The sequence below is a fragment of the Corallincola holothuriorum genome (assembly GCF_003336225.1).
Lineage (GTDB): Bacteria > Pseudomonadota > Gammaproteobacteria > Enterobacterales > Neiellaceae > Corallincola > Corallincola holothuriorum.
Genome location: NZ_QPID01000012.1, coordinates 58,434 through 81,823, shown reverse-complemented (window position 1 = coordinate 81,823; position 23,390 = coordinate 58,434). Strand labels below are relative to the sequence as shown.

The 23,390-nt window shown below is 51.1% G+C and carries 21 protein-coding genes; 12 read left to right on the top strand and 9 right to left on the bottom strand.

Translation table 11 applies throughout. From position 1 onward, the window contains the following. Positions 1-70: 70 nt before the first annotated feature. Positions 71-1,099 (top strand): MJ1255/VC2487 family glycosyltransferase, encoded by a 1,029-nt coding sequence (locus DU002_RS17015; protein WP_114339649.1) that lies wholly within the window; start codon positions 71-73, stop codon positions 1,097-1,099. A gap of 107 nt (positions 1,100-1,206) precedes the next feature. Continuing rightward, complete coding sequence (locus tag DU002_RS17010) at positions 1,207-2,151, top strand: KpsF/GutQ family sugar-phosphate isomerase (RefSeq protein WP_114339648.1); 945 nt, start codon at positions 1,207-1,209, stop codon at positions 2,149-2,151. 1 nt (position 2,152) lies between these two features. Here the strand turns inward: DU002_RS17010 and DU002_RS17005 are convergent, their stop codons facing one another. Then, positions 2,153-3,025: a ThiF family adenylyltransferase gene (locus DU002_RS17005; protein ID WP_114339647.1), complete on the bottom strand. Its 873-nt coding sequence runs from the start codon at positions 3,023-3,025 to the stop codon at positions 2,153-2,155. Continuing rightward, complete coding sequence (locus DU002_RS17000) at positions 3,022-3,789, bottom strand: PEP-CTERM/exosortase system-associated acyltransferase (protein WP_114339646.1); 768 nt, start codon at positions 3,787-3,789, stop codon at positions 3,022-3,024. Before DU002_RS17000 ends, DU002_RS17005 begins: the two co-directional genes overlap by 4 nt. A gap of 208 nt (positions 3,790-3,997) precedes the next feature. Between DU002_RS17000 and DU002_RS16995 the strand changes: the two genes are divergently transcribed. Then, positions 3,998-5,857: a methyl-accepting chemotaxis protein gene (locus tag DU002_RS16995; RefSeq protein ID WP_114339645.1), complete on the top strand. Its 1,860-nt coding sequence runs from the start codon at positions 3,998-4,000 to the stop codon at positions 5,855-5,857. Between the two features lie 164 nt (positions 5,858-6,021). Further along, positions 6,022-6,297 (top strand): HU family DNA-binding protein, encoded by a 276-nt coding sequence (locus DU002_RS16990; RefSeq protein ID WP_114339644.1) that lies wholly within the window; start codon positions 6,022-6,024, stop codon positions 6,295-6,297. A gap of 79 nt (positions 6,298-6,376) precedes the next feature. Here DU002_RS16990 and DU002_RS16985 read toward each other — a convergent pair whose 3' ends face one another. From DU002_RS16985 to argS, 5 genes are all read right to left on the bottom strand, one after another. Then, positions 6,377-6,760, bottom strand: a complete 384-nt coding sequence (locus DU002_RS16985; RefSeq protein ID WP_114339643.1) for a gamma-butyrobetaine hydroxylase-like domain-containing protein — start codon at positions 6,758-6,760, stop codon at positions 6,377-6,379. Continuing rightward, complete coding sequence (gene hslU / locus DU002_RS16980; protein WP_114339642.1) at positions 6,760-8,094, bottom strand: HslU--HslV peptidase ATPase subunit; 1,335 nt, start codon at positions 8,092-8,094, stop codon at positions 6,760-6,762. Before hslU ends, DU002_RS16985 begins: the two co-directional genes overlap by 1 nt. 32 nt (positions 8,095-8,126) lie before the next feature. Continuing rightward, positions 8,127-8,660 carry an ATP-dependent protease subunit HslV gene (gene hslV / locus DU002_RS16975; RefSeq protein WP_114339641.1) on the bottom strand — a complete coding sequence of 178 codons (534 nt, stop codon included), beginning with the start codon at positions 8,658-8,660 and terminating at the stop codon, positions 8,127-8,129. A gap of 81 nt (positions 8,661-8,741) precedes the next feature. Further along, positions 8,742-9,335 (bottom strand): SPOR domain-containing protein, encoded by a 594-nt coding sequence (locus tag DU002_RS16970; RefSeq protein ID WP_114339640.1) that lies wholly within the window; start codon positions 9,333-9,335, stop codon positions 8,742-8,744. Positions 9,336-9,338: 3 nt separating this feature from the next. Then, positions 9,339-11,093 carry an arginine--tRNA ligase gene (gene argS / locus DU002_RS16965; RefSeq protein WP_114339639.1) on the bottom strand — a complete coding sequence of 585 codons (1,755 nt, stop codon included), beginning with the start codon at positions 11,091-11,093 and terminating at the stop codon, positions 9,339-9,341. Between the two features lie 155 nt (positions 11,094-11,248). Between argS and DU002_RS16960 the strand changes: the two genes are divergently transcribed. The 6 genes from DU002_RS16960 to DU002_RS16935 all read left to right on the top strand — a co-directional run bounded on the left by DU002_RS16960 (position 11,249) and on the right by DU002_RS16935 (position 19,055). Beyond that, complete coding sequence (locus DU002_RS16960; RefSeq protein ID WP_158538120.1) at positions 11,249-12,670, top strand: exonuclease domain-containing protein; 1,422 nt, start codon at positions 11,249-11,251, stop codon at positions 12,668-12,670. 130 nt (positions 12,671-12,800) lie between these two features. Then, on the top strand, positions 12,801-13,391 hold the full coding sequence (locus tag DU002_RS16955) for an LON peptidase substrate-binding domain-containing protein (RefSeq protein ID WP_114339637.1): 591 nt from the start codon (positions 12,801-12,803) through the stop codon (positions 13,389-13,391). 142 nt (positions 13,392-13,533) lie between these two features. After that, complete coding sequence (locus DU002_RS16950; RefSeq protein ID WP_158538118.1) at positions 13,534-16,296, top strand: DUF4397 domain-containing protein; 2,763 nt, start codon at positions 13,534-13,536, stop codon at positions 16,294-16,296. Positions 16,297-16,365: 69 nt separating this feature from the next. Next, complete coding sequence (locus DU002_RS16945; RefSeq protein ID WP_114339635.1) at positions 16,366-17,019, top strand: sigma-70 family RNA polymerase sigma factor; 654 nt, start codon at positions 16,366-16,368, stop codon at positions 17,017-17,019. Further along, a complete protein-coding gene (locus DU002_RS16940; RefSeq protein WP_114339634.1) occupies positions 17,006-17,701 on the top strand; it encodes a ChrR family anti-sigma-E factor in 696 nt (231 codons plus the stop codon). Before DU002_RS16945 ends, DU002_RS16940 begins: the two co-directional genes overlap by 14 nt. Before the next feature lie 127 nt (positions 17,702-17,828). Continuing rightward, a complete protein-coding gene (locus DU002_RS16935; RefSeq protein ID WP_114339633.1) occupies positions 17,829-19,055 on the top strand; it encodes an ankyrin repeat domain-containing protein in 1,227 nt (408 codons plus the stop codon). Between the two features lie 3 nt (positions 19,056-19,058). On the opposite strand, the gene priA is transcribed toward DU002_RS16935, so the two are convergent. Then, a complete protein-coding gene (priA, locus tag DU002_RS16930; RefSeq protein ID WP_114339632.1) occupies positions 19,059-21,296 on the bottom strand; it encodes a primosomal protein N' in 2,238 nt (745 codons plus the stop codon). A gap of 234 nt (positions 21,297-21,530) precedes the next feature. Here priA and rpmE point away from each other — a divergent pair, with 234 nt between their 5' ends. Both rpmE and DU002_RS16920 read left to right on the top strand, forming a co-directional pair. Next, entirely contained in the window at positions 21,531-21,746 is a 216-nt protein-coding gene (gene rpmE / locus DU002_RS16925) for a 50S ribosomal protein L31 (protein WP_114339631.1), read from the top strand. A 96-nt stretch (positions 21,747-21,842) separates the two neighbouring features. Next, positions 21,843-22,646: a thermonuclease family protein gene (locus tag DU002_RS16920; RefSeq protein ID WP_114339630.1), complete on the top strand. Its 804-nt coding sequence runs from the start codon at positions 21,843-21,845 to the stop codon at positions 22,644-22,646. Here the strand turns inward: DU002_RS16920 and DU002_RS16915 are convergent. Further along, a complete protein-coding gene (locus DU002_RS16915) occupies positions 22,637-23,317 on the bottom strand; it encodes a sulfotransferase family 2 domain-containing protein (protein ID WP_114339629.1) in 681 nt (226 codons plus the stop codon). The two genes, DU002_RS16920 and DU002_RS16915, sit on opposite strands and share 10 nt — an antisense overlap. Positions 23,318-23,390: the final 73 nt, after the last annotated feature.

The window sequence follows — 23,390 nt, the reverse complement described above, 5'->3', positions numbered from 1 at the left end:
TGCCGGGCGCCGCTGGTTGGATAGAGAGATTTTGATTTCCCCTAGGGAGCCTGATGTTGAGAAGTCGTAGATGAAGATACTGTATGGGGTACAGGGCACGGGTAATGGTCATATGACCCGTGCGCGGGTTATGGCAAAGGCGTTAGCTGAAGCGGGAATTGCAACCGATTACTTGGTCAGTGGCCGGCCGTTAGATCAGCTATTTGATATGCAGCCGTTTGGTGACTTTTTTTGGCGCCAAGGACTGACTTTTGCCGTTTCTGCGGGCTCGATTAATCTATGGCAAACGCTTAAACAGGCCAGCTTGCGGCAATTATGGCGAGATATTCGTTCGCTTGATTTGAGTGCCTACGACCTTGTTATTACCGATTTTGAGCCTGTCACTGCGTGGGCGGCAAAACTACAAGGGGTACCCAGTCTTGCCTTAAGCCACCAAGCATCGTTTCGTTATGATGTGCCTAAGCGTGGTTATAACTTGGCTGCACGCATATTAATGAGCGGTTTTGCCCCCGCCTCTGAGCATATAGGGTTGCACTGGCACCATTTTGACCAGACCATTTTGCCCCCAATCATCGATATTGAGCATCGCAGCTTACCGGCGTTGAAAAATAAGGTGGTTGTTTATCTGCCGTTTGAAGCGTTAACCAAGATTGAAACCATGCTGTTGTCTCAGCCCAATACGAATTTTTATTGTTATCACCCGGCGATCTCAAGTGCGAAGTTACAGCAACATATTCAGTGGTTACCCCTGAGCAAGCAAAGCTTTGCCAACGATCTTGCCGATGCGGAAGGGGTGATATGTAACAGTGGTTTCGAACTACCATCGGAAGCGCTTTTTCTCGGTAAAAAATTGCTGGTAAAGCCGTTAGTGGGGCAGTTTGAGCAGGAATCAAACGCCGCGACATTAGCGAAACTGCAATTGGCTCAGGTGATGGATACCTTGTCAGCGTCATCGTTGAACGAATTCTTGGCTACCCCAGCGAAGATGCCTCTGTCATACCCTTGTGTCGCGGCAGCGTTGGCGGGTTGGTTGGCTCAGCAGCGTTCCGAGCCGTTAGAGAAGGTCGCTGAACGGTTGTGGGCGAAAGTGAGCATATAATTTCAGGCGACAAAAAAACTCAATGGCTTTGATCCGGTTGCTTGTCACCGCTGGAGCATCAGCGTAGCTTGTGCCAAGCTATTCATTTTACTCTTTAAGACAAGCATATGAATCATACCCAACAGGCATTGCGAGTATTTGAACTGGAAGCCAATGCCATTTCCGATCTAAAGCAACAACTGGATGCGAGTTTTGACCTAGCGATAGACACTATCCTTGCCAGTCAAGGTAAGTTGGTCGTCACTGGCATGGGAAAATCGGGCCTGATAGGGAAGAAGATCGCAGCCACACTGGCCAGTACAGGGACTCCCAGCTTCTTTTTGCACCCAGCGGAGGCTTGGCATGGCGACCTCGGAATGGTCGGTAAAGACGATATTTTATTGGCGATCTCCAACTCTGGAGAGAGTGAAGAGCTGATCGGCTTGATCCCGTTTATGCAAGCGAATAAGAACACCCTGATTGCGATGACGGGTAACCTTGATTCCACCTTGGCGCGCAACGCGGATTTTCATCTGTCGATTGCAGTAGCAGAGGAAGCGTGTCCGCTGCGTTTGGCGCCAACCTCTTCAACGACAGCTACGGCGGCGATGGGAGATGCGGTAGCCATGGCCTTAATGGTCGCCAGAGATTTTCAACCATCTGACTTCGCGCGTTTTCATCCCGGGGGCAGTTTGGGGCGTCGCTTATTGACTCGAGTGCGAGATGTGATGCGTGGCGAGCAACTGCCAATATTGGCGCCTACTGCCTCCACCAAAGAGGTTATTCAGGTGGCGACAGAGGGGCGTTTGGGTGTCGCGATCGTGATGGATGGCGACGAGTTACGAGGGATCATCACTGATGGTGATATTCGTCGGGCGATAGAAAAATATGAAGACAGTTTTTTGCGTCAAACAGCAGCCGATGTGATGACCGTGGGGCCAAGGGTAATATCGCCATCCGCTAGGCTGCAGGAGGCCGCCGATACTATGCATGAGTTAAATATTACCGTGTTGTTGGTGGTTGAAAATGAGCGCCTTGAAGGCGTTTTACAGCTGTATCAATGCGAACTATGAGTTAAATGTCGGCACCCTGTTTTCTTAAATGGCGGCGTGCCAGCCATAGCAATAGCCGTTGTAAAGGGTGCTTATAGCCACCCGGCCGCCAGCTGCTAGCCAGACGGTTGCAGTAGGCATCGTACTGAAAGCTCCAAGGCGCAGGCTTGACTGCGCCGCGTCTCAGTAGCAATTTCAGCGCTTGAGTCGCAGCTACGCCTGCACACATTTCGCAGCCCATGATGGTCGACGGCCCCTTTTTATTCGCCAAATCAATCTTCTCTGGTAGCACCAAGTAATCCCGATGCGCAGCTTTTGGTGCTAAACCAACATAGAAGCGCAGGTATTGCTCGAGCATCGATTGATCATTAAGGCCGAAGTAATCATCAAAAGGCATACTGTCTGGCAGAAAGCTTAATAATGCCGCGCCCATGCCTAGTGGCGCGGCCGTGACAGCCGGAATGCCGAGCTCTCGGCATCTGGCAAAAACCAGTCGGCGCACGGGTAACACGAAGAAGTCCAGGCCATCCATATAGAGATCGATGTCGGCAAGAAAGGGCTCCAGGTTATCTTTGTTCACCCCCTGTTCGAACAGACGGATCTCCACCTCAGGGTTTATCTGCCTCGCCATGTCGGCAAGGGTTGCCGCTTTCTGTTGCTGCAAGGTATCTAACCTGGCTCCTGCCTGACGATTGAAATTGGCTTGTTCAAACTGGTCGAGGTCGGCGATATGAAAATGCTGACAGCCCAGCCGCACCAAGGTAAGTAGATGTGCTCCGCCGACGCCGCCCATCCCGGCAATGGCGATGCGGCTGTGTCGCAGGCGCTGCTGTTCATCGTTCGTCAGCCAGCCAATATTGCGGGAAAACGCTTCAGCGTAGTTAAATTCGCTCATTGCATTGTCGGACAAAATGGGATCAGTGTGAGCTGCTGGTCTAATTGCGCTTTGATCAGATCGTAGAGTTCTTGGATATCGTCTGATAGATAGCGGGTGAGTTTGGCTTTCGGCAGCATATAAAGCGCACGGGTACCGTGGTATTCCATCGCCTCACCAGATTGTTCAAAAGGCAGGCCAAAGCGCATTAGGTGCCTCTGCAGACGTGGCTCCATCATCACAAATACATGCTGATGATGGCATATATCCACCATGGCGATGGCGGCCAAGTAGAGGCCGATGGCGATGTTGGGAAAGTTTCGCCGCTCCTCTTCGGTAAATGCCCGTGCTGTGGAGCTCTCACCGAGGACAAACGGCTTACCCTTTTCATCTTGCCGACGGCGGAAGGTGTCAGGCACAGCCAGTCTGGATATTTCGCCGAATGTGCCCCGCTCCAAACTTTCCGGATCGATCACACTGCGCCAACAACTTTGCAGGCAATGCTGCTCAAAGGGTAGCGGTTGATTGGCAGCATGGGCCGGGGGAATAACTAGGCGGATAGTTCCTGCATACTGGCCGCTGGTTTTATGCTCCAGTAGGCAAACGTGAGCATAGGGATCACAGCTATCTGTCTCTATTTCATCTTGATTGGGGGCTTCCCAGCCCAGTTCCTGCGCATAGACCTGATGGCGGATGCGATAGGCAAAATTTTTCAGCGCCGGGTTCTTCGCATAACGGATGCCAAAGTAACGATCAAAATTTTCTGCCAATGAAGGTGCAGCCATAGTGAGAGCCTTGTAACGAGAGCTATCTCTTATTTATAGACATAACTCATCGATCCTGTGACTAAAGCTGCTGATCTTTAAAGAGAGATGAGGCATGACCAAGATTTTCTGCCTAGACTTTGGCTTATCTTTCTTTGTCGGCTAAACCATTAACCAATGGTGCCGATAGAATTGATCAGCCCCTGGTATAGATGGAGTTTGTTGAGCGATGTTGATAAGCCAAAAGCTAAAATTGAATACGGTGATAAGCCTTGTCGCACTTGTTGTGTTGGCTGTCGCTAGCGCGTTGGGGATGAGCAGTGTTGGAGACTTACATCGGGCATCACTGGAAACGGAAAAGCTTAACAGCTCTATGTTGATGTTACGGCGCCATGAAAAAGACTTTCTGGCACGTAAGCTGGACAAATATGAAGGCAAATTTACTGAAGAGGTCGCTACTTTTCAGCAGACGTTGGCTTTGTTGCAGACCCGTTTGGACAATGAAACCATCGTCGAAGAGGAAAACCGCTTGAAAGCGGTGATCGACCAATATCATCAACTATTCAAGCAGCTGATCGCCGAACAGCGGGTTATTGGTTTGGATCATAAGTCTGGACTAAATGGTGCTCTGCGAAGCGCGGTGCATGATGTTGAGAAGCTGTTGTACGCTCAAAAGAATTATCAGTTGGCGGCCGGTATGTTGCAGCTACGCCGCAATGAAAAAGATTTTATGTTGCGCAGTGATGCTAAATATCTGGATAAATTTAGTAAAAATATGCAGTCACTGTTGAACGATGTCAAAGGCAGTAAATTGGCCTCTGGCACGAAATCCCAATTAACAGCGCTGTTAGGTAATTATCAAAGCCAATTTGAGCTGTTTGCTGCTGGTGCGCAGAAAATAGGGCTGGATCAAAACAGTGGCATAAGAGGTGAGTTGCGTGCAGTGATCCATCAAAGTGAAGAGCTGCTTGCCGCTGTCGAACTGCATATTGACGAAGAAATTACCACTAAAGAAGCCAGTATCAATACCATATTAACTATTTTCGCGGTGGTGGTGATCATCTTACTGTTGGTACTGAACATTCAGATCTCTCGTGCCATTAATCGTCCCGTTCAGGCGTTACGCGTAATGACGCGACGGGTCGCTGAAACAAACGACTTAACGTTGCGAGTGGAAGTGAATGAAGACAATGAACTGGGGCAGGTTAGCGAGAACTTCAATCATATGATGGATAACTTCCGCGCTTTGATCGTCGAGGTCACGGATGCGGTTAATTCGCTTAATAGTGCCACTGAAGAACTGTCGTCCAACTCAGAACATACGCTTGATGGTATGCAAAGCCAGCTGTCTGAAACTGACATGGTGGCTACCGCAGCGACCGAGATGGGAGCCACCATTGAGGAGATTGCCAAGAACACTGAAATGGCCGCCAATAATGCCGAAGAGACTAACCGTAATGCTGAAGCGGGTAAGTCGGAAGTGGACATGACGGTGGATCGCATCCGTAGTTTGTCAGAGCGTTTGGTGCAAAGCTCCGAAGTGGTTTCACAGTTAGAGAATGACAGCGTGACTATCGGTTCAGTGCTTGATGTGATCCGTGGTATCGCAGAACAAACCAATTTATTGGCGTTGAATGCCGCGATTGAAGCCGCTCGTGCCGGTGAACAGGGACGTGGTTTTGCGGTTGTTGCAGATGAAGTGCGCAATTTGGCCATGCGTACCCAGGAGTCGACCCAAGAGATCGCTAATATCATTGATAACCTGCAGGCTCGTACCGTTGATATCGTGCAATTGATGACGACGTGTCGAGAAGAGGGGATGGGCAGTGCAGAGCAGGCGGCAGCCGCTGGTGATCTGTTGAGTCAGATCACTTCTGATGTGACTCATATTATGGATATGAGTACGCAGATAGCGACAGCAATTGAAGAGCAGAGCCATGTGGCGGCGGAAGTGAACCGCAATGTGACCAACATTCGTGATATTGCTGCTCAATCAGCGGAAGCCAGTGAACACAACGCAAAAGCAACCGGACAGGTGGCAGAGCAGGCTGCTCATTTAAGCTCGGCTATTTCTGAGTTCAAAGTCTAAAAAATGCGCTGAAAGCCCCGTGATGCGGGGAATTTTCGTGATCTTTTTTCCAATATCAGGTAAATAAATACAATGCGGCTTGCTTCCAAGCCGCTTTTGCTTCATTAATTCCCAGAGAGTTGGCGAAAACGTCAGATTACTAATAACAACGAGGATACTTTCCAATGAACAAAACCGAGCTGATCGACAAGATTGCCGAAGGCGCAGATCTGAGCAAAGCTAAAGCAAAAGATGCACTGGATGTGCTGCTGGCATCAGTGACGCAAAGCCTGAAAGAAGGCGACCCAGTACAGCTGGTAGGCTTCGGCACATTTAAGATCTCTCACCGTGCTGCGCGCACTGGTCGTAACCCTCAGACGGGTGCAGAGATCCAGATCGCTGCGGCTAACGTTCCTGCATTCACTGCTGGTAAAGCACTGAAAGACAGCGTAAACGGCTAATTCCCCTTGCGGGAAATAAAAAAGGCAGCGTTCGCTGCCTTTTTTAATGCCTGAGTTCCGGCTGGTTGAAGGGTGTTGTTTAGTCTGAAAACTTCACTTGCACCGGTATTAGCGGCTCTCTACTGCCTTTCTGCGCAGCTAAGCGTTGCAGATAATCTTGCCAGATTTTGCTTTGATCCCGCCCGAGAATATACAGCAGTTGCCAGGGGTAGATGCCGGTATCATGGCCATCGTCAAATATCAGTTTGACGGCGTAGTTGCCTACCCTTTCAATTGCCTTGATATTGACCTCGCGCTTATGGCTGACTAAGACCGGTTTACCATGACCGTGAACTTCAGCAGAGGGGCTGGAGACGCGCAGCAACTCACAGGGAATGGCATAGGCTTCCCCGTCATCAAAACGCACTGTCAGGAGCCGTTCAGCGCGATTTAGCGTAATGCCTGTGAGTTGCGGTCCGGCCATTAGAGGATGAAGCGACTTAAATCTTCATCTTCGACCAGTGCATCCAGATGGTCGGTGACATATTGGCCATCGATCAGTAGTGACTCGCCTTGTTTATCGGAGGCGTCAAAAGAGACCTCCTCCATTAAGCGTTCCATCACGGTATGCAGACGTCGGGCACCGATGTTTTCTGTTGTTTCGTTGACCTGCCAGGCGGCGTCGGCGATCTTTTTGATGCCATCGTCAGTGAACTCAACTGATACACCTTCGGTAGCCATCAGTGCTCGATATTGCTCTGTCAGTGATGCTTTGGGCTCAGTTAAGATGCGTACAAAATCGTCGCTGCTAAGTGCACCTAGCTCAACACGGATCGGTAGGCGCCCCTGCAGTTCTGGGATCAGATCTGATGGCTTAGCCATCTGGAATGCGCCGGAGGCAACAAACAGGATATGGTCAGTCTTCACCATGCCATGCTTGGTATTGACCGTGCAGCCTTCCACCAATGGCAGGAGATCACGCTGTACGCCTTCTCGGCTGACATCGGGGCCTGATGTGTCGGCACGTTTGCAGACCTTGTCGATCTCATCAATGAACACGATGCCATGCTGTTCTACTGATTCCAGCGCTTTTTCTTTAAGCTCTTCAGGGTTAATCAGCTTGGCTGCTTCCTCTTCGGTCGCCAATTTTAGTGCTTCTGATACTTTTAGTTTACGTGATTTACCTTCGGTGCCGCGTCCAGCGATATTTTGAAACATCCCTTGTAGCTGGTTGGTCATCTCTTCCATGCCGGGTGGTGCCATGATCTCTACGCCGACTTGTGGCTGTGCGATCTCAATCTCGATCTCTTTATCGTTGAGTTGACCTTCCCGTAACTTTTTCCGAAACACCTGACGGGTATTGCTATCTGAGGTTGCTTCTGGCTCACCAAACTGGTTGCGTGGTGGTGGCAGCAAGGCATCCAAAATGCGCTCTTCTGCCAACTCTTCTGCCCGGTACTTGAAGCGTTCGGTCTCCTGCTCGCGCACCATCTTCATTGCCATGTCGGTGAGGTCACGGATAATGCTATCAACCTCTTTACCTACATAACCCACCTCGGTGAATTTGGTGGCTTCGATCTTAATAAATGGGGCATTAGCCAATTTAGCTAAACGACGGGCGATCTCGGTTTTGCCGACACCGGTCGGGCCGATCATCAGGATATTTTTGGGCGTGACTTCCTGGCGTAACTCTGGCTCCAACTGCATCCGGCGCCAGCGATTACGCAGGGCAATGGCGACGGCGCGTTTAGCGTCGTCCTGACCGATAATATGCCGGTCTAATTCGTGGACAATTTCTCTCGGGGTCATTTGGGACATGTTCTGATCCTGTCTGCAACGCGGGTACTTGCTTATGCGTTGTTACTGTCAATTTCTTCGATGGTATGGAAGCTGTTGGTAAAGACGCAGATGTCGCCTGCAATCGTCAGGGCTTTTTCTGCGATCTCTTTTGCTTCCAGCTCGGTATTTTCCAACAGAGCTAATGCGGCGGCTTGGGCGAATGGTCCACCAGAGCCGATGGCGATCAGATCATGTTCTGGCTGCACGACATCACCATTACCGGTAATGATCAGTGAGCTCTCATGATCTGCAACGGCTAACAGCGCTTCTAAGCGGCGTAGCGCTCGATCGGAGCGCCAGTCTTTGGCGAGCTCTACGGCGGCTTTTTGCAGGTGGCCTTGATGCATCTCTAGCTTGGCTTCAAAGCGTTCGAACAGAGTAAATGCGTCGGCGGTACCGCCAGCGAAGCCACCGATCACACGATTGTTATACAGGCGACGCACTTTACGGGCGTTACCTTTCATCACGGTATTACCGAGGGAAACCTGACCGTCACCGGCGATGACGACTTTGCCATTACGGCGAACTGAAACAATAGTGGTCACAAATCTTTCCTTTGGTTTAGGTGGCTGGAAGCAGCCACCTTTCACACATAGAAAAGGATGTGGGGACGCAAGCTCAGGAACTCAACCCTGCCATTTCCAGATCTTGCAGGTCTTGATACCGCTACGGGCGAGGATATGGCGATCTTTTTCGGCGCTACGTTTCTGCTCGTAGGGGCCGAGCACCACCTTGTACCAGGTGCCACTTTTGCCTTCCGCCCTTCGTACCATTGCTTCTTTGCCCTGAAAGGCAATTTTTGCCTTCATCGATTCCGCTTGTGCTGAACTACGGAACGAAGCGCACTGCATCTGATAGGGCCCTTGGCTGGGCTCTGGCGGTGGTACATCAACCACCACCTCTTTGTTTTCCAGCTCTTCGATGTACTGCCAATCCTCCGCTGGCGGCGGTGGCAGTGGCGTTTCCTTCAGCTGGCTTTGCGGACGTGTGGTGACCTTGGGTTTGGTGGTTTCTGCCACCGGTGCGGGTTGCGTTTCCGCTGTCCCATTGAGCTGCATCAGCAGGTAGCCAAACGCACCTACCAGCGCCACGGCGATCACCATGGCGAAATAGGGTGGTTTCTTTACCGGCGCCGGAGCCTTTTTAGCGCTGCGCCCCGTTGATTTGGTTGCAGCGCGGCGGGGCTTTGGCTTACTGCGGTGGGCGTAATCCCTTGGCACGGTTTACATCTTCTCCAGTGTCTTAATTCCCAGCGTGTCTAAGCCTAACTTAAGTGTTTTGGCTGTGGCAGCGCACAATTGTAAGCGACTTTGTTTCACGTCGGCAGCGACATCATCTTTGTTTACCGGACAAGCTTCGTAGAACGTCATGAAGTTGCCTGCCAGTTCGAACAGGTAGCCGCATAACAGATGTGGTGTGCCTTTTGTCGCGACGCTTTGAATGATGTCATTAAACTGCACCAGCTTTTGCGCCAGGTTCTCTTCCGCAGCTTGCGCTAGAGAGACTTCACCGCTGAGCTGGGTCGGGTCGACTCCAGCTTTCCGGAAAATTGACTGAATACGCGTATATGCGTACTGCAGATAAGGCGCAGTATTGCCTTCAAACGCCAGCATGTTGTCCCAATCAAAGATGTAATCAGTGGTACGATTCTTTGACAGATCAGCATATTTCACCGCGCCAATACCCACTGCGTCGGCAATACTTGCCAGTTCATCTGCGGCCAAGTCCGGGTTTTTACTGCGTACCAGATCGATGGCGCGTTGCTGTGCTTCGTCCAGAAGATCAGAAAGCTTAACTGTGCCACCTGAGCGGGTTTTAAATGGCTTACCATCTTTGCCCAGCATCATGCCGAAAGCGTGGTGCTCTAGGCTCATCTCGGCGGGGATATAGCCGGCTTTGCGGACGATAGTCCAAGCTTGCTGCAGATGCATTGCTTGTCGCGAATCGATGAAGTAGAGCACGCGATCAGCATGTAACTGTTCATGACGATACTTGGCGCAAGCGATATCTGTGGTGGTGTAAAGGTAGCCGCCATCGCGCTTTTGAATGATCACCCCCATCGGGTCACCATCTTTGTTCTTATACTCGTCGAGGAACACCACGACGGCACCGTCATCCTCAACCGCCAGCCCTTTGGCTTTTAGATCATCAACGATCTCTTTCAGCATCGGGTTGTACAGGCTTTCGCCCATGGTGTGGCTGCTGTTGAGTGAGACATTCAAACGGTCGTAATTTTTTTGGTTTTGCTCGAGGGTGATGTCCACCAGTTTCTGCCACATCTCACGGCACCAAGCGTCACCGCTTTGCAGTTTGACCACGTAATTACGGGCTTTCTCGGCAAACACTTCATCAGCGTCATAACGCTGCTTGGACTCACGGTAGAACTTCTCCAGATCACTGAGTTCCGAGTTGACGGCGTCGGGCTGCTCGCTCTGCAATGATTCCAGGTGGGTGATTAACATGCCGAACTGGGTGCCCCAGTCGCCAATATGGTTGGCGCGGATCACCTTGTGTCCAAGAAACTCCAATGTCCGCACCAACGCGTCACCAATAATGGTCGAGCGGATATGGCCGACATGCATCTCTTTCGCGACATTGGGGGCAGAGTAATCCACCACAATTGTCTGTGGTGAGTCGACTGTGGCGACGTTCGCCCGCGGGTCAGCAACAATTTCAGTGATCTGCTTGCCAAGGAAACCACTATCGAGGAAGAAATTGATAAAGCCCGGGCCGGCGATCTCCACTTTGGCAACCCGCTCAGAGGCGGGCAGCTTGGCAATTATTTGTTCTGCTAATTGCCGAGGATTCATCTTGGCAGGCTTTGCCAGCATCATTGCTAAGTTGGTTGCCAGATCGCCGTGGCTTTTATCGCGGGCACGGTCAACCTGGATCCTGGGAGTGACCTCTGCAGGGATGACCTGTTCAGACTTAAGGATTTCAACGGTTTGCGATAGCAACTGTTCGATATGGGCTTTCATTCTGGACCTGTTGACTGAGACTGGTAGCGAGCAAAGAGGGCATTGTAATGGTTTGTATGGGTGACAGACAAACCGCATCTGATCTTCTCGACGTATAATGTCGATTATCTTTGCAAAAAACCATGATATTGCGGCACTACGGGGAAATAAATTCAATGCGCATGGCGTTTGTTGATTTGGAAACTACTGGCGGTGTTGCCACCCGTGATCGGATTATCGAAGTGGCCATTGTGGTGACGGAAGATGGTCAGGAGGTTGAGCGCTGGTCTAGCCTGGTCGATCCTGAGCAGCCATTGTCCCCGTTTATCGTTCGCTATACCGGCATTAGTGACCAGATGCTGCGGGATGCACCGCTGTTTGCCACCGTGGCAGATAAAGTCGCGGAGCTGACTGATGACGCGCTGTTTGTTGCCCACAATTCCAGATTTGATTATGGCTTTCTGAAAAATGAATTTCGCCGCTTAAAGCGGCCTTGGCAAGCTACCGCACTGTGTACGGTTAAATTGTCCCGAGCCCTCTATCCACAACACAACAAGCACAATCTGGATATTATTATCCAGCGCCATCAGTTGCCGCAGGTGACTCGCCATCGGGCGATGGGCGATGTCGATGCCATGTTGGCTTTTTATCGTCATGCGCAGAGCGAACTTGGCTGTGACAAAGTGGCGCAGCAGGTGGCTATTCTTACCCAAAGACCAAGCCTACCACCGGGGTTAGCGCCGGATCTGTTTGACCAACTGCCTGCCGCCCCGGGTGTCTATCGCTTTTTTGATGATGACGGGGCACTTATCTACGTTGGTAAGAGCGTTAATCTCTACCAGCGGGTGAGTAGCCATTTCAGCGGCCATCACAGCACCAGTAAAGGACACCAGATGACAGATCGGGTGCGGCATATCGAATGGACACAAACGGCGGGCGAGTTAACGGCGCTACTGCAGGAGCTGCACGAAATAAAACAACATCGCCCCTTTTTTAATCGACAGCTAAAGCCGGTTAAAAAAGTGGTCAGTCTGCAATTACAGAGTGATGAACGTGGTTACCACAGGATCGTCTTCACCGAGCAGATAGACCCACTCTGCTTAGCTGACTACTTCGGCACTTTTCGCAGTAAAAATCAGGCGAATAAAGCGCTGACCGGACTTGCCACATCCCATCGTCTCTGTTTGCGGCTGCTGCAGCTAGAAGCTGGAGACGGTGCCTGTTTTGGCTATCAACTGGGCGAGTGCCAAGGCCCCTGTTGCGGCCAAGAGTCCGCCGAGTTGTGGAACCTGCGCCTGGGCTTGGCATTAAACAGCATGAAACTGACTCAATGGCCGTGGCAGCAGCCGATGGTGCTGATTGAGGAAGACAGCTTCAGTGATCTGCGTAGCTTTCATCTGATTGATCATTGGGTGTTACTGCAAAGCTGTGATTCAGCAGAAGCGTTGCAACCCACTGATCTGCAGGCGTGCTTGGATGCTGGCAGTACTGAATTTGAACTGGACCGATATAAGTTACTTAGCAGTTATCTGTTGGGCGGCGGTAAGCGGCTTACCGTGCAACCGCTAGATGAATTTGTCCGCTCCCGTGACGGATAGGACTGCTTACCGAGACTCGTTAGATTAAAACATTCTTTGCGTATGCCGATCAGATCGCTGTTTCCTACCGTATAAGCAACAAGTAATAGTGGTAGATGATGCCTAATCAACGGCATCCAGATGAGGCGTTATGACTGTCGTTAAAGACACTCTCCCGCTCTTTCCCCTTAGTGCGCATGTGTTGCCTGGCGGAAAGATGCAGTTGCGGATATTTGAGTCCCGTTACATTCGGCTGGTAAAAGAGGCATGCCAGAGTGATGTTGGTTTTGGTGTCTGCATGTTGAAGAAACGCAGCGCAAATAGCCTAGTGAATATGTTGCCGATCGGTACTCGGGTGCAGGTGGTTGATTTTGAACAAACTGCTGATGGGCTGCTGGGGATCACAGTGGAGGGGGTTGAACGCTTTCGCTTGGAGCGGGTGTTTATGGAAGATGACGGTTTAAAACGTGGTGAAGTCACCTGCTTGCCTAATTGGCGTCCTTGCGAACTGCCGAACGCCTCCCAACATCTCTTTGATGGCCTATGTGAGCTTTATCGACGCTATGATCATTTGGCGGAACTCTATCCTCAACCAATGGCTAACGATGCCAGTTGGATCTGCCAGCGCTGGCTGGAACTATTGCCGTTATCCGCAGAAGATAAATTGTTATTGGTGGAACAGAGTGACTGTCAGTCAGCGTTAAAGTTTCTCACCGATACGGTGCAACTAAAAACTGCTTAACCCTTTATCCTGTCTGGCTTGGCGCTATTACACCCTTCACATCAACGAGTTAAAACGCTTCGTAAACTGCATATTTTTTGATCTTATTTTAATTTGCCGCCGTAACCATTCTCACCTCGGCGTGAGGATGGAGAAAAATATAATGAAACTTACTAAATCTGTATTAGCCCTACTTATTTCGTCAGCATTGATTTCCGGCTGTAGTGATGACGATGATGACGAAGAAATTATTGTTCCAGATGGAGAAGCATTTGTTCGAGTCGTACATGCCTCTCCAGACGCCCCTAACGTAAACGTATATGTGGATGATGCTCAGGTGTTGGCAGATGTCAGCTACCAGCAGGCTTCCGCATTCTTAGCTTTACCAGAAGGCACTTACGACATTCGTGTTGAAGCAATTGTCCCTGGCGGCAATGTCGATGTATTTCAAGGTGATGTCAGCGTTGACGCGTTGCTGCAATACAACATCGTCGCAGTGGGTTACGCGGCGGGTCTGCTAGAGCCGACAGCGCTTGATAGCACCACCTTCCAACCAGTGATTGTGCCCAGAGACGGCATCTACGATGAAACCATGCTGCGTTTGCAAGTGCTGCATGGTGCGCCGGATGTTGGCTTGGTGGGTGTGCATGTGACTGGACCTGATGATGAATTGTCCGATGCGACCGAACTGACTGAGCTCGATTACGGTGACTTCACTATGGATCCGGTGATGGTGGCGCCTGCAGTTTATCGCGTGCGTCTTACCGACCCTGATGATGCCAGTGTCGTCGCTTACGACTCCGGCCCGTTAGATCTGTCTGCTGGAGGTGACCTGTTTATCACTGCCACTTCGAACACCGGTGCTGGTGCTGCTCCCGTCAATTTACTGGTGATGGATGGCACTGCGGATGAAAACGGCAATGATGCTGGCGTGGTTGCCGATGCCAATTTGGCGGCAGAAGTCCGGATTACCCATGCGATCAATAATGTCGGTGGGGTTGATGTTTGGGTTAACGGTACCGCACCTGAGATGGGTAGCCCGCTTTATAACCTGATGTTCCCTAGCACCACACCGATGGAAGGCTACCTTGAACTGCCTGCCGCCAGTTATGATTTTGATGTTGCATTAACCGGCACCATGGATGTGGCGATCTCTGCTGAAGGGGTGATGCTGGCAGGCGGCTCCCGTTATAACGTCTTTGCTATACCGCAAGGCCCTGGTGATGTGAATCCGGCGCTTTGGCCCATCGTGATTGATGATCGAGCCGTAGCGACTGAGTCGAAACTGCGTGTCCTGCATATCAGCCCAGAAGCCGGTAATGTCGATATCTATCTCAGTGCCGACGATATGATTGATGCTGAGGACACGGTTCTGGCAGACATCCCTTACTTGGGTGATTCTGGCAATATCTCAGTGGTACCGGGCATGTATTACCTGATGGTGACCCCTACCGGTGACATGGACACCATTGCATTAGGACCTTTGGCGCTGGATCTGATGGCGGGCAAGGTTTATACCGCCGCGGCCGTGACTGATCCGATGAATGAAACCGGTGTGGCTATCGAAGGTATCGATGTGGGTTTGATTGGTCTTGATGACCTGATGATCGCCCCCGGCGATCCGTTAGTTCGCGTATCCCACGCGTCACCGGATGCGCCAGCCGTCAATGTATTAGTGGATGGTGCCGTCGCGCTGGAAGGGGTTGATTACAAAGTCGCTTCTGGTTTGATTGAACTGCCTGCCGGTGCCCATACCGTGCAAATTGACGCGCTAGATGCCGATGGCGATTTCCTCGCCACGGTATTGCCTGAAACCTCGCTGGATCTGATGGCTGGTTACACCTACAACGTGTCTGCTATCGGTTATGCCGCTGAGCTGGGTATGGAAACAGCGACGGCGTTTGCGCCAAGTATTGTTGCTTCACCTACCCGTGCGTTAGCGGCCGATAAGGTGCGGGTGCAGATCCTGCACGGCGCGCCCAATGCACCGCAAGTCGATATCCATGTCACCGCCCCTGACGCCACGTTATCGGCTGACACGGTACTGACTACCTTGGCTTTTGCTGAGTACACCATGTCGCCAGTGACAGTGCCAACCGGTGATTACCAAATTCGTATTACCCCTGCAGATGATCTGACGGTGGTCTACGACTCGGGAACCTTGGCTTTGGCCGGTGGTAGTGATCTGTTTATCACGGCAATTCAGAACACCGATGCTGGCGATAAACTGGTTGCACTGGAAGTGTTGGATGGCACCGTCGATGAAGAGGGCAATGATGCGGCGATTGTGTATGACAAAGACACAGGTGCGGATGTCAATGTGATCCATACCGTTGCGGCAGCACCGTTGGTGGATGTGTATGTGGATGATGCGCTGGCGGTGGATGATTTCGCCTTTCAGGCAACCACAGGTTACGTACCATTAGCTGCTGGCATGCATACCCTCGATGTGACTGCGAGCGATGCCGCGGACAACAGTATGCCAGTGATAACCGCTGACGTAGACCTGATGGCCAGTTATAGCTATTCGGTACTGGCAATCGGTGATGGCTCTGACGAGAAGCCGTTGGCATTGTGGCCGCTGGTTGATATGCCACGCAGTATCGCGACTGAAGCGATGATCCGCTTTGCCCATGCGGCGACCGCGGCACCCGTGGTAGATATCTACCTCAGTGCGGATGCGACGTTAGATGCCGGTGATGCGTTGTTAGTGGAAGATCTTGATTACATGGAAACAGCCAGTCTGAGCGTTAATGCGGACACTGGTGGTTATGTGTTTGTCGCGGTTGCAGACACGTTAACTGCGGCAATTGGCCCAGTAATGATCCAAGCTGACCTTGGTGGCGTATATACGGTAGTAGCGATAGATGACGGAATGAGCGGGTTTACCGTGATTGATGTCGATGGCATCGCTGTTCCCGAATAGATAAAGCGTTATCAGTGGCAGTTGAGCCGGTTCTGATGACTGGCTTAACTGTCACAAATAGGAGTTAAGATGAGCGCGCTTAGACCCAGTGAAAACAGCCGTTATACTAACAGCACTTATGTAGCTAAAGCTGGAAGTGGCTCGTTGAATAAACAAGCGGTAGAGAAAACAGATTGGCGGCCGGTGTTAGTTAGTGTGGCAACCGACCGTGATAAGCGTGCTTATGCCAGCTTATTCGCCTATTTTGCACCACGCTTGAAAGCCTTTGGTATGAAGCAGTTTGGCCAGGAAGCGCAAGCGATGGAGCTGGTACAGGAAACCCTGCTCAATGTATGGCAAAAAGCCCACCTGTATCATCCAGAAAAAGGTGCACCTAGCACCTGGATATTTACCATAGCGCGAAATTTGAGTTACGACATGATGCGTAAAAAAGGCAGTCGTGGCGATGAAGTGTGTGCAGAAGATCTTTGGCCTGTGTTATCGGATCGTGAGCCCGATGACGATAGGTTATTGCCTGAACACCTGCTGATGCAGAAACAGATAGATAAATTTTATGATGTACTTAGCGAGACCCAAATGGAGGTGGTGCGCAAGGTATATCTTGAAGACAAGCCGCAGCAGCAAGTGGCCGAAGAGTTAGAAATACCCCTCGGCACAGTGAAATCAAGACTGCGGTTAGCTGTACAGAAGTTACGGGAGTGCATGACAAATGAAACCAATTAATCACCATCCAACAAGTCAGTTGTTGCAGCAATTTGCTGATGGCGATCTGTCGCCAGCGCTCTCCTTGGCTGTCTCCGCTCATGTGGATATGTGCCCTCACTGTCAGCGTGCCCTTGATGTGGCGGAAGCTGAACTGGCGCAGCAATGGCAATTCAAAGAGGTCAGCGACGAGACCGTAGCAGAGCAAGATTTGACGACCATGCCTGAATTTGCCGCCATGTTTGACCAGATAACCCGTGCTGACCCCGCTGCTATTGAGACCAATTGGGAAAGCGCGCCGACACCATTACTGTTAGGTGACAAAGAATTTTACTTGCCACGGGCGTTACAACGGTTTAGCGCACAGGCCGGACGTTGGCGACAGATGGGTAAATTATCGCGCTCGTCATTGGCGCTGGAAGAGAATGTCAGTGCCAGCTTTATCCATATTGATGCCGATGGTCAGATACCTGAACATACCCACAAGGGCGTGGAGTGGACACTGGTGTTGGATGGTTCGTTTAGTGATGAAGAGGGGCATTATCAAGCGGGTGATTTTATTCGTTGTGATGGTCAGCATAAGCACACGCCACGCACCGCTATGGGCGAAGATTGTCTCTGTTTTGCGGTGGTTGAAGCACCATTGCATTTTACTTCCGGTTTAAGTCGCCTCCTGAACCCGTTTGCACGTTTTATGCAGTAGTTTGTTCCGAGGCCTCTCTACGACAAGGACCAACTAGCCAGGGCATTTTTCGCCCTGGCTATATTTCATGCTAATATACCTGCCTCTGAAGGATGTAAAAGGGATGCCCTAGGGGCGAAACGTAGGGATGACGTGCCAACAAATAGAAATATCAGGATCAAGCGGTCGCTTGATCTGTCTGTTTTTTGCCAATGAGCTGGTATATGGCGCTCAACCTGAGAACAGCTCCAAACCTGACCGACTCTACTCCTCTTCTGATGCTTTCCGCTGGTTGGGCGATAGTGCGTGTATGGTGCGCTATCGACAAATTGCGCAGTTAAAAGAGCGCGAGGGAGATCTGGGCATCGAGATATCCCATGGCAGCAGCAATCACCTCAAGCAAACGCGTTTGGAAACCTTCACCCAGGAACAACACGAGCAGCTGTTTGCGCTGCTGCAGCAATACCTCGGCGGCACTTTGGTTAACTCCAGCAAACCCAGAGCATGGTGGCATGCGGCGTTAAACCCTGTGTTAGCAATCATTGTTTCTGTTTTGGCTGGTTATCAGGTGATTGTGCCACTGTTTTGGCCGACACTGATGTTAGTGGCCTTAGCTGTCATGTTATCGCTGGTGACGCTGCGGCTAAACCTTGCGCAACCGATGGGCACTCGCATATGGAAAATACAACGGCGCTGGTGGCAACCGTTTCGTACCGGCAGTTTCATTGTGTTATCGCTACTGGTCTGGAGCTGCATATTGACGCTAATCAGTCAGCGTGTTGACCACTATTATGGTGATGATGCGATTTTTCATGCTTATCATGAAGGCCGCCTGTTTGAGTGGGATCTGCAGCGATTACGCCTACATGGCGTCTCTTTAGATCGTAAAGATCGTTATGGCTATACGGTATTGATGTACGCCACAGAGGCGGACGATGTTAGCTTAGTTGGTATTTTGCTGCGCAGCGGAGCTTCACCTGATGTGATTGACAATCAGCGGCAAACTGCCCTGTTTCATGCTATCGGTAGCCAATCTCGGCCACTGTTGAATCTATTGGCCAGTCACTGTGCGATTAATCACCGCGATGCTTATGGTGCAACTCCCGTAATGTATCTGTTAGAACATAATCCCAGTGCCGCGTCGTTGGCGATCTTAATCCGCCACGGCGCTGACTTGAACTTGGTTAATCAAGCCGGTGACAGTGTGTTGGCACAGGCGCTACAGCTTGGGGTTAAAGAGGAGGTTGCGAAAACACTCATCACTCACGGTGCAAAACTGACTCAGGAAGAGATGGGTGCGGCTGAATATCAGCAGGCCATCCGCCATTATACCAGCACCGATACGGCACACCTGCTTATCCAGAGTGTGCTGTAGTACTTAGCTAAGATCTTGTGGGTCAATATCTAATGACCAGCGGATCTTGCGACTGATCGGTAGTTTTTCGGCCTGAACTAAGATCCCGTGCAGCCACTGGTGCAGAGTCTTACGTTCGGCAGACTCCAGTAGCAGTTGCCAACGAAACCGCCCTGCTTTTCGCTCCATCGGTGCCGGCATCGGGCCGAGCACCGCACCGAGTTCGATGGCCGATTCTATGAGCTTCTGTTGCAACAATGCTGAGAGTTGCATTAAAAATGCTTCAGCATCTTCTGAGCGATGGCTTTCCGCCCGAAACAGCGCCAAATGGCGAAATGGTGGCAGTTGCGCCTGTTTTCGTTCACTCAGTGCGGTACGAGCAAAGTGACCATAACCATTCTGCAGCAGATCCTGTAACAGAATATGCTCGGGGTGATGGGTTTGCATTACTAAAGTACCTTGCTTGCCAGCGCGTCCTGCGCGTCCTGCCACCTGGGTGATCAACTGCCCCAGACGCTCTGGTGCACGAAAATCTGCACTAAATAAGGCCCCATCCACATCCATAATGACCACCAGTGTCACCTCCGGAAAGTGATGCCCTTTGGCTAACATCTGGGTGCCGAGTAATAGTTTTGCTTCGCCGCGCTTTATCTGACCAAGAAATGCATCCAGTGCGCCTTTCCGTCGGGTGCTGTCGCGGTCGATACGGATACAGGGATGCTCAGGGAAGTGGCGTTGTAGCGCCTGTTCTAACTGCTCAGTGCCGACACCCCGCCCAAGCAGGCGGGTGGAGCCGCATTCCGGGCATTGGTGGGGCACTGGCTTTTGGCTGCCACAGTGATGACACTGCAGCAGGCCCGTACGTTGATGCAAGGTGTAGTAAGCATCACAACGACGACACTCTTCTAGATAACCACATTCGTGACATATCAGCGACGGTGCATAACCTCGGCGGTTGAGAAACACTAACACCTGTCCGTCGTTGTGCAGGTGTTGTTTAATCAGCCCTAATAGTTCTGGACTAAAACCTTGATCTAATGGTCGGCCTTTGATGTCGAGTAACTGATGTTTCACCGCTTGGGCATTACCCGCGCGGCTGCGTAACTGCAGGTGCTGGTAACGACCATGCAGTGCATTCTGTAATGTTTCCAGTGATGGTGTTGCAGATCCTAGCAACAGCGGAAGTTGCTCTTTCTGCGCTCTGGCTACCGCCAGATCCCGTGCATGATAGCGATAGCCCTCCTGCTGCTTCAGGCTCATATCATGCTCTTCATCGACGATGATCATCCCTAATTGATGGCAAGGGGTGAAAATGGCTGAACGGGTACCGATGACGATCCCAGCCCGATTATCGCGGGCTTGTAGCCAGGCATCCAGGCGTTCGGTGTCGTTGAGGCCAGAGTGAAGCATGGCGATGGGGCAATTAAAACGTTTTTGAAAGCGGCTGAGGGTCTGTGGTGTCAGGCCGATTTCGGGAACCAGCATCAACACCTGCTTGCCCGCTTCTAGCACGGGTGCCATCGCTTGTAGATAAACCTCGGTTTTGCCACTGCCGGTGACGCCCTCTAAGAGAAAGGGTTGGAACTGTTGTTGTGATCCTCTGATGGCTGCCACAGCGGCGGCCTGCTCTTTGTTCAGCACAGGCGTGTCACTACTGATCTGGAGCTTTTCTCCCCACTTGGCATCGCCGCTGGCAATGCTGAACGCTTCAATCAGCGCTTTCTTCTCCATCGCCAATAGCGCACTACGGCTGCCGGCTTGTTCTGCGATGGCGTTGTCCGTCAGTGCCTGCTCCTGCTGAAATAGGGATAACAGGTGCTGTTGTGCTTTGGCTCTGGATAAGCTGGCAGGGGTGGTTTGTTGTCCGGCAGCGGTTAAGCGCCATTGGCGAATGTTACCCGCCGACAGCGCGCCGCCTTCGCGCAGTTTAGTGGGTAAGGTGCTGAGCAGAGCATCGCCTAAGGCGTGTTGGTAGTATTTTGCGCTCCACAAGCTCAGTTGCCATAGCGATTCTGGAAGCAGTGGTTGATCATCTAGTCGCTGTTGCGCAGGCTTGACCTGTTCTGGCTGCCATTCTGTGCTGCTGGCATGTTCAACCAGCAAGCCGATGCGATGGGACTTGCCAAACGGTACTTTGACGCGAATACCTGCAGGCCAGTCACTGACCGATTCGCCTTCCGGTAATCGGTAGTCAAACAGTCTGCGCATTGGCACAGATAGAGCCACTTTAAGATAACGGGGTGTGAAATTGGTTGAAGACATTCGCCACAACAGTTGATAACTCTCTGCAGCAACATACCGATGGCATCTGCAGATCACAAGCCGCTGACGGGTTAGTTGGTTCGGTATTTATAAAGTTGGTCAATTTATTACCAATAACGCTTGATCGATCAGACCCTGATCCGGTAACATTCGCGACCCAAATTTATCCACAATACGTGTGGTGTCCGGCACAAGGGGTGACCGGATGGCGACACGGCCCAATGAGGTTATCCCATGAAAGATGGTATCCATCCTGATTACGCAGAAGTGACTGCGACTTGTTCTTGCGGCAACGTACTGACTATCCGTTCAACAGTTGGTAAGGATCTGCACCTGGACGTATGTTCAGCTTGCCACCCTTTCTACACTGGTAAGCAGAAAGAAGCTGCTTCAGGTGGTCGTGTTGATCGCTTCAAGAAGCGTTTTGGTGCACTTAGCAGCAAGAAGTAAGCTTCGCTTAAGCGAAAAGAATTTTACAAAGGCGCCGCAATGGCGCCTTTGTTTTATCCAGTGCATACTGTTGTAAATCCTAGCCGTTAGTTATCTATGCCCAATACATTTATCGTCAAATTTGTCCGCTCCCTGTTGATCGCACTTTTGCCTGTGGCGAGTGTGAGTTTTGCCGTTGAGTGTATCCCGCCGGAATACAATGACAGTGGTGTGGTCAAGTATGTGAATGATGGTGATACCTTTACCCTGCATGATGGTAGAAAGATACGGCTGTTGGGGATCGACGCGCCAGAAGTGGAACACCTCTACCCTGAAAAATCTGAAGCGTTAGCGCTGCCCGCCACCGATCTATTAAAAAGCCTGTTGCCTGAGGGGAGTAGTGTCTCTTTGCGCCATGATGTGAGAGTTAAGGATAAATATGGGCGTACCTTGGCGGTGGTTGTTAATCAGCAGCGGCAGAATGTATCTGAAGCTTTGTTGAAAGCTGGACTCGCGCGGCAATACTGGATACCACCAAATTATTACGGCTGGTTTTGCTATCAACTCCATGAACGGCGGGCTCGTGCCGCTCGAGTCGGCTTATGGGCGCTGGCAGAAAATCAGCCTCGCAGTGCAGTTTCAGTGCAACCTGAATCGCGGCGCCAAGTGGATGTGGTAGGAAAGATCACGCGGATTGAAGACTCGCCGAAATCTTTACATCTGGTGTTAGATAACCGGATCTATGTCGAGCTGGATAAACAGCATCTTGAACTCTTTTCTGAGTTTAACCTACGTACTCAGCTATTAGAGACTGTTCGCATCACCGGCCGGGTTTACGATGCTTATGACAGGCTGCGTATGCGTTTGGAGCATCCTTGGCAGCTGGCGCTGATCAGCAATCTGCCACCGCGTCAAAACTGATAGTCAAACAATGACACCTGTTTGCTGAACAGTTCACCGACCCGCTGACGTAAAGGCTCGGAGAATAACTCTCGATAATTTTTGCTCTCGCGGAAAGAGCTTTTGGCATTAGGTAGGCATAGCGAAGGTAGAGCAAAACGTTCTGCTAGCTCCTTCATCGCCTGATCCATCTGTTCAAAGCGATATACTTTATCGACAGCGATTTGGTTATTGATGGTGTAAACCTGCCAGCCGCGCAAATTGATCGCTTTGGACGCTTCCTCTTCGACAAATTTTTCCAAGCTAGGTCTGGGTTCTTGGCGACAGCGCCAAAAATAGAGCGAGACGACTTTGTCCCAAGGATTACGCTCGAAGCAAAATTTGTAGTAGCTATCCCATATCTCTGCGCCAACTAGCTCTCTCACCTCTGCCGCACGAATATGATTGTAGAAGCGTCGCGGTTTACCTTTTAATAGGTTGATCCAGTCACCTTTGCTGTAATGTTTCAACGGTACTAAATAGTGTTGCGCCCCACAGCCCCCGAGCTGCTGGCTTTTTGATTCGTCCGTCGGGGTGACTCGGGTGATCACATCTTCACCACCACAATGTTGCCTGAGAGCCAGTTCGATGCTGGTTCCCGCCGTCTTGTTGGTTTTTAGAAAAATGAACTTGTGTCGGTGTGAAATAATCATGAGTCGTCCCTGCCAAGGTTATCTAATAAAGCCTAGAACAGCCGCTGGCGAGGCTCTGGGTTGACTTAGAATA

Excerpts from the sequence above, each read along its gene's own strand:
- DU002_RS17015 (WP_114339649.1), top strand. The coding sequence starts at position 71 with ATGAAGATACTGTATGGGGTACAGGGCACGGGTAATGGTCATATGACC.
- DU002_RS17010 (WP_114339648.1), top strand. The coding sequence starts at position 1,207 with ATGAATCATACCCAACAGGCATTGCGAGTATTTGAACTGGAAGCCAAT.
- DU002_RS17005 (WP_114339647.1), bottom strand. The coding sequence starts at position 3,025 with ATGAGCGAATTTAACTACGCTGAAGCGTTTTCCCGCAATATTGGCTGG.
- DU002_RS17000 (WP_114339646.1), bottom strand. The coding sequence starts at position 3,789 with ATGGCTGCACCTTCATTGGCAGAAAATTTTGATCGTTACTTTGGCATC.
- DU002_RS16995 (WP_114339645.1), top strand. The coding sequence starts at position 3,998 with ATGTTGATAAGCCAAAAGCTAAAATTGAATACGGTGATAAGCCTTGTC.
- DU002_RS16990 (WP_114339644.1), top strand. The coding sequence starts at position 6,022 with ATGAACAAAACCGAGCTGATCGACAAGATTGCCGAAGGCGCAGATCTG.
- DU002_RS16985 (WP_114339643.1), bottom strand. The coding sequence starts at position 6,760 with ATGGCCGGACCGCAACTCACAGGCATTACGCTAAATCGCGCTGAACGG.
- hslU (WP_114339642.1), bottom strand. The coding sequence starts at position 8,094 with ATGTCCCAAATGACCCCGAGAGAAATTGTCCACGAATTAGACCGGCAT.
- argS (WP_114339639.1), bottom strand. The coding sequence starts at position 11,093 with ATGAAAGCCCATATCGAACAGTTGCTATCGCAAACCGTTGAAATCCTT.
- DU002_RS16960 (WP_158538120.1), top strand. The coding sequence starts at position 11,249 with ATGCGCATGGCGTTTGTTGATTTGGAAACTACTGGCGGTGTTGCCACC.
- DU002_RS16955 (WP_114339637.1), top strand. The coding sequence starts at position 12,801 with ATGACTGTCGTTAAAGACACTCTCCCGCTCTTTCCCCTTAGTGCGCAT.
- DU002_RS16950 (WP_158538118.1), top strand. The coding sequence starts at position 13,534 with ATGAAACTTACTAAATCTGTATTAGCCCTACTTATTTCGTCAGCATTG.
- DU002_RS16945 (WP_114339635.1), top strand. The coding sequence starts at position 16,366 with ATGAGCGCGCTTAGACCCAGTGAAAACAGCCGTTATACTAACAGCACT.
- DU002_RS16940 (WP_114339634.1), top strand. The coding sequence starts at position 17,006 with ATGAAACCAATTAATCACCATCCAACAAGTCAGTTGTTGCAGCAATTT.
- DU002_RS16935 (WP_114339633.1), top strand. The coding sequence starts at position 17,829 with ATGACGTGCCAACAAATAGAAATATCAGGATCAAGCGGTCGCTTGATC.
- priA (WP_114339632.1), bottom strand. The coding sequence starts at position 21,296 with ATGTCTTCAACCAATTTCACACCCCGTTATCTTAAAGTGGCTCTATCT.
- rpmE (WP_114339631.1), top strand. The coding sequence starts at position 21,531 with ATGAAAGATGGTATCCATCCTGATTACGCAGAAGTGACTGCGACTTGT.
- DU002_RS16920 (WP_114339630.1), top strand. The coding sequence starts at position 21,843 with ATGCCCAATACATTTATCGTCAAATTTGTCCGCTCCCTGTTGATCGCA.
- DU002_RS16915 (WP_114339629.1), bottom strand. The coding sequence starts at position 23,317 with ATGATTATTTCACACCGACACAAGTTCATTTTTCTAAAAACCAACAAG.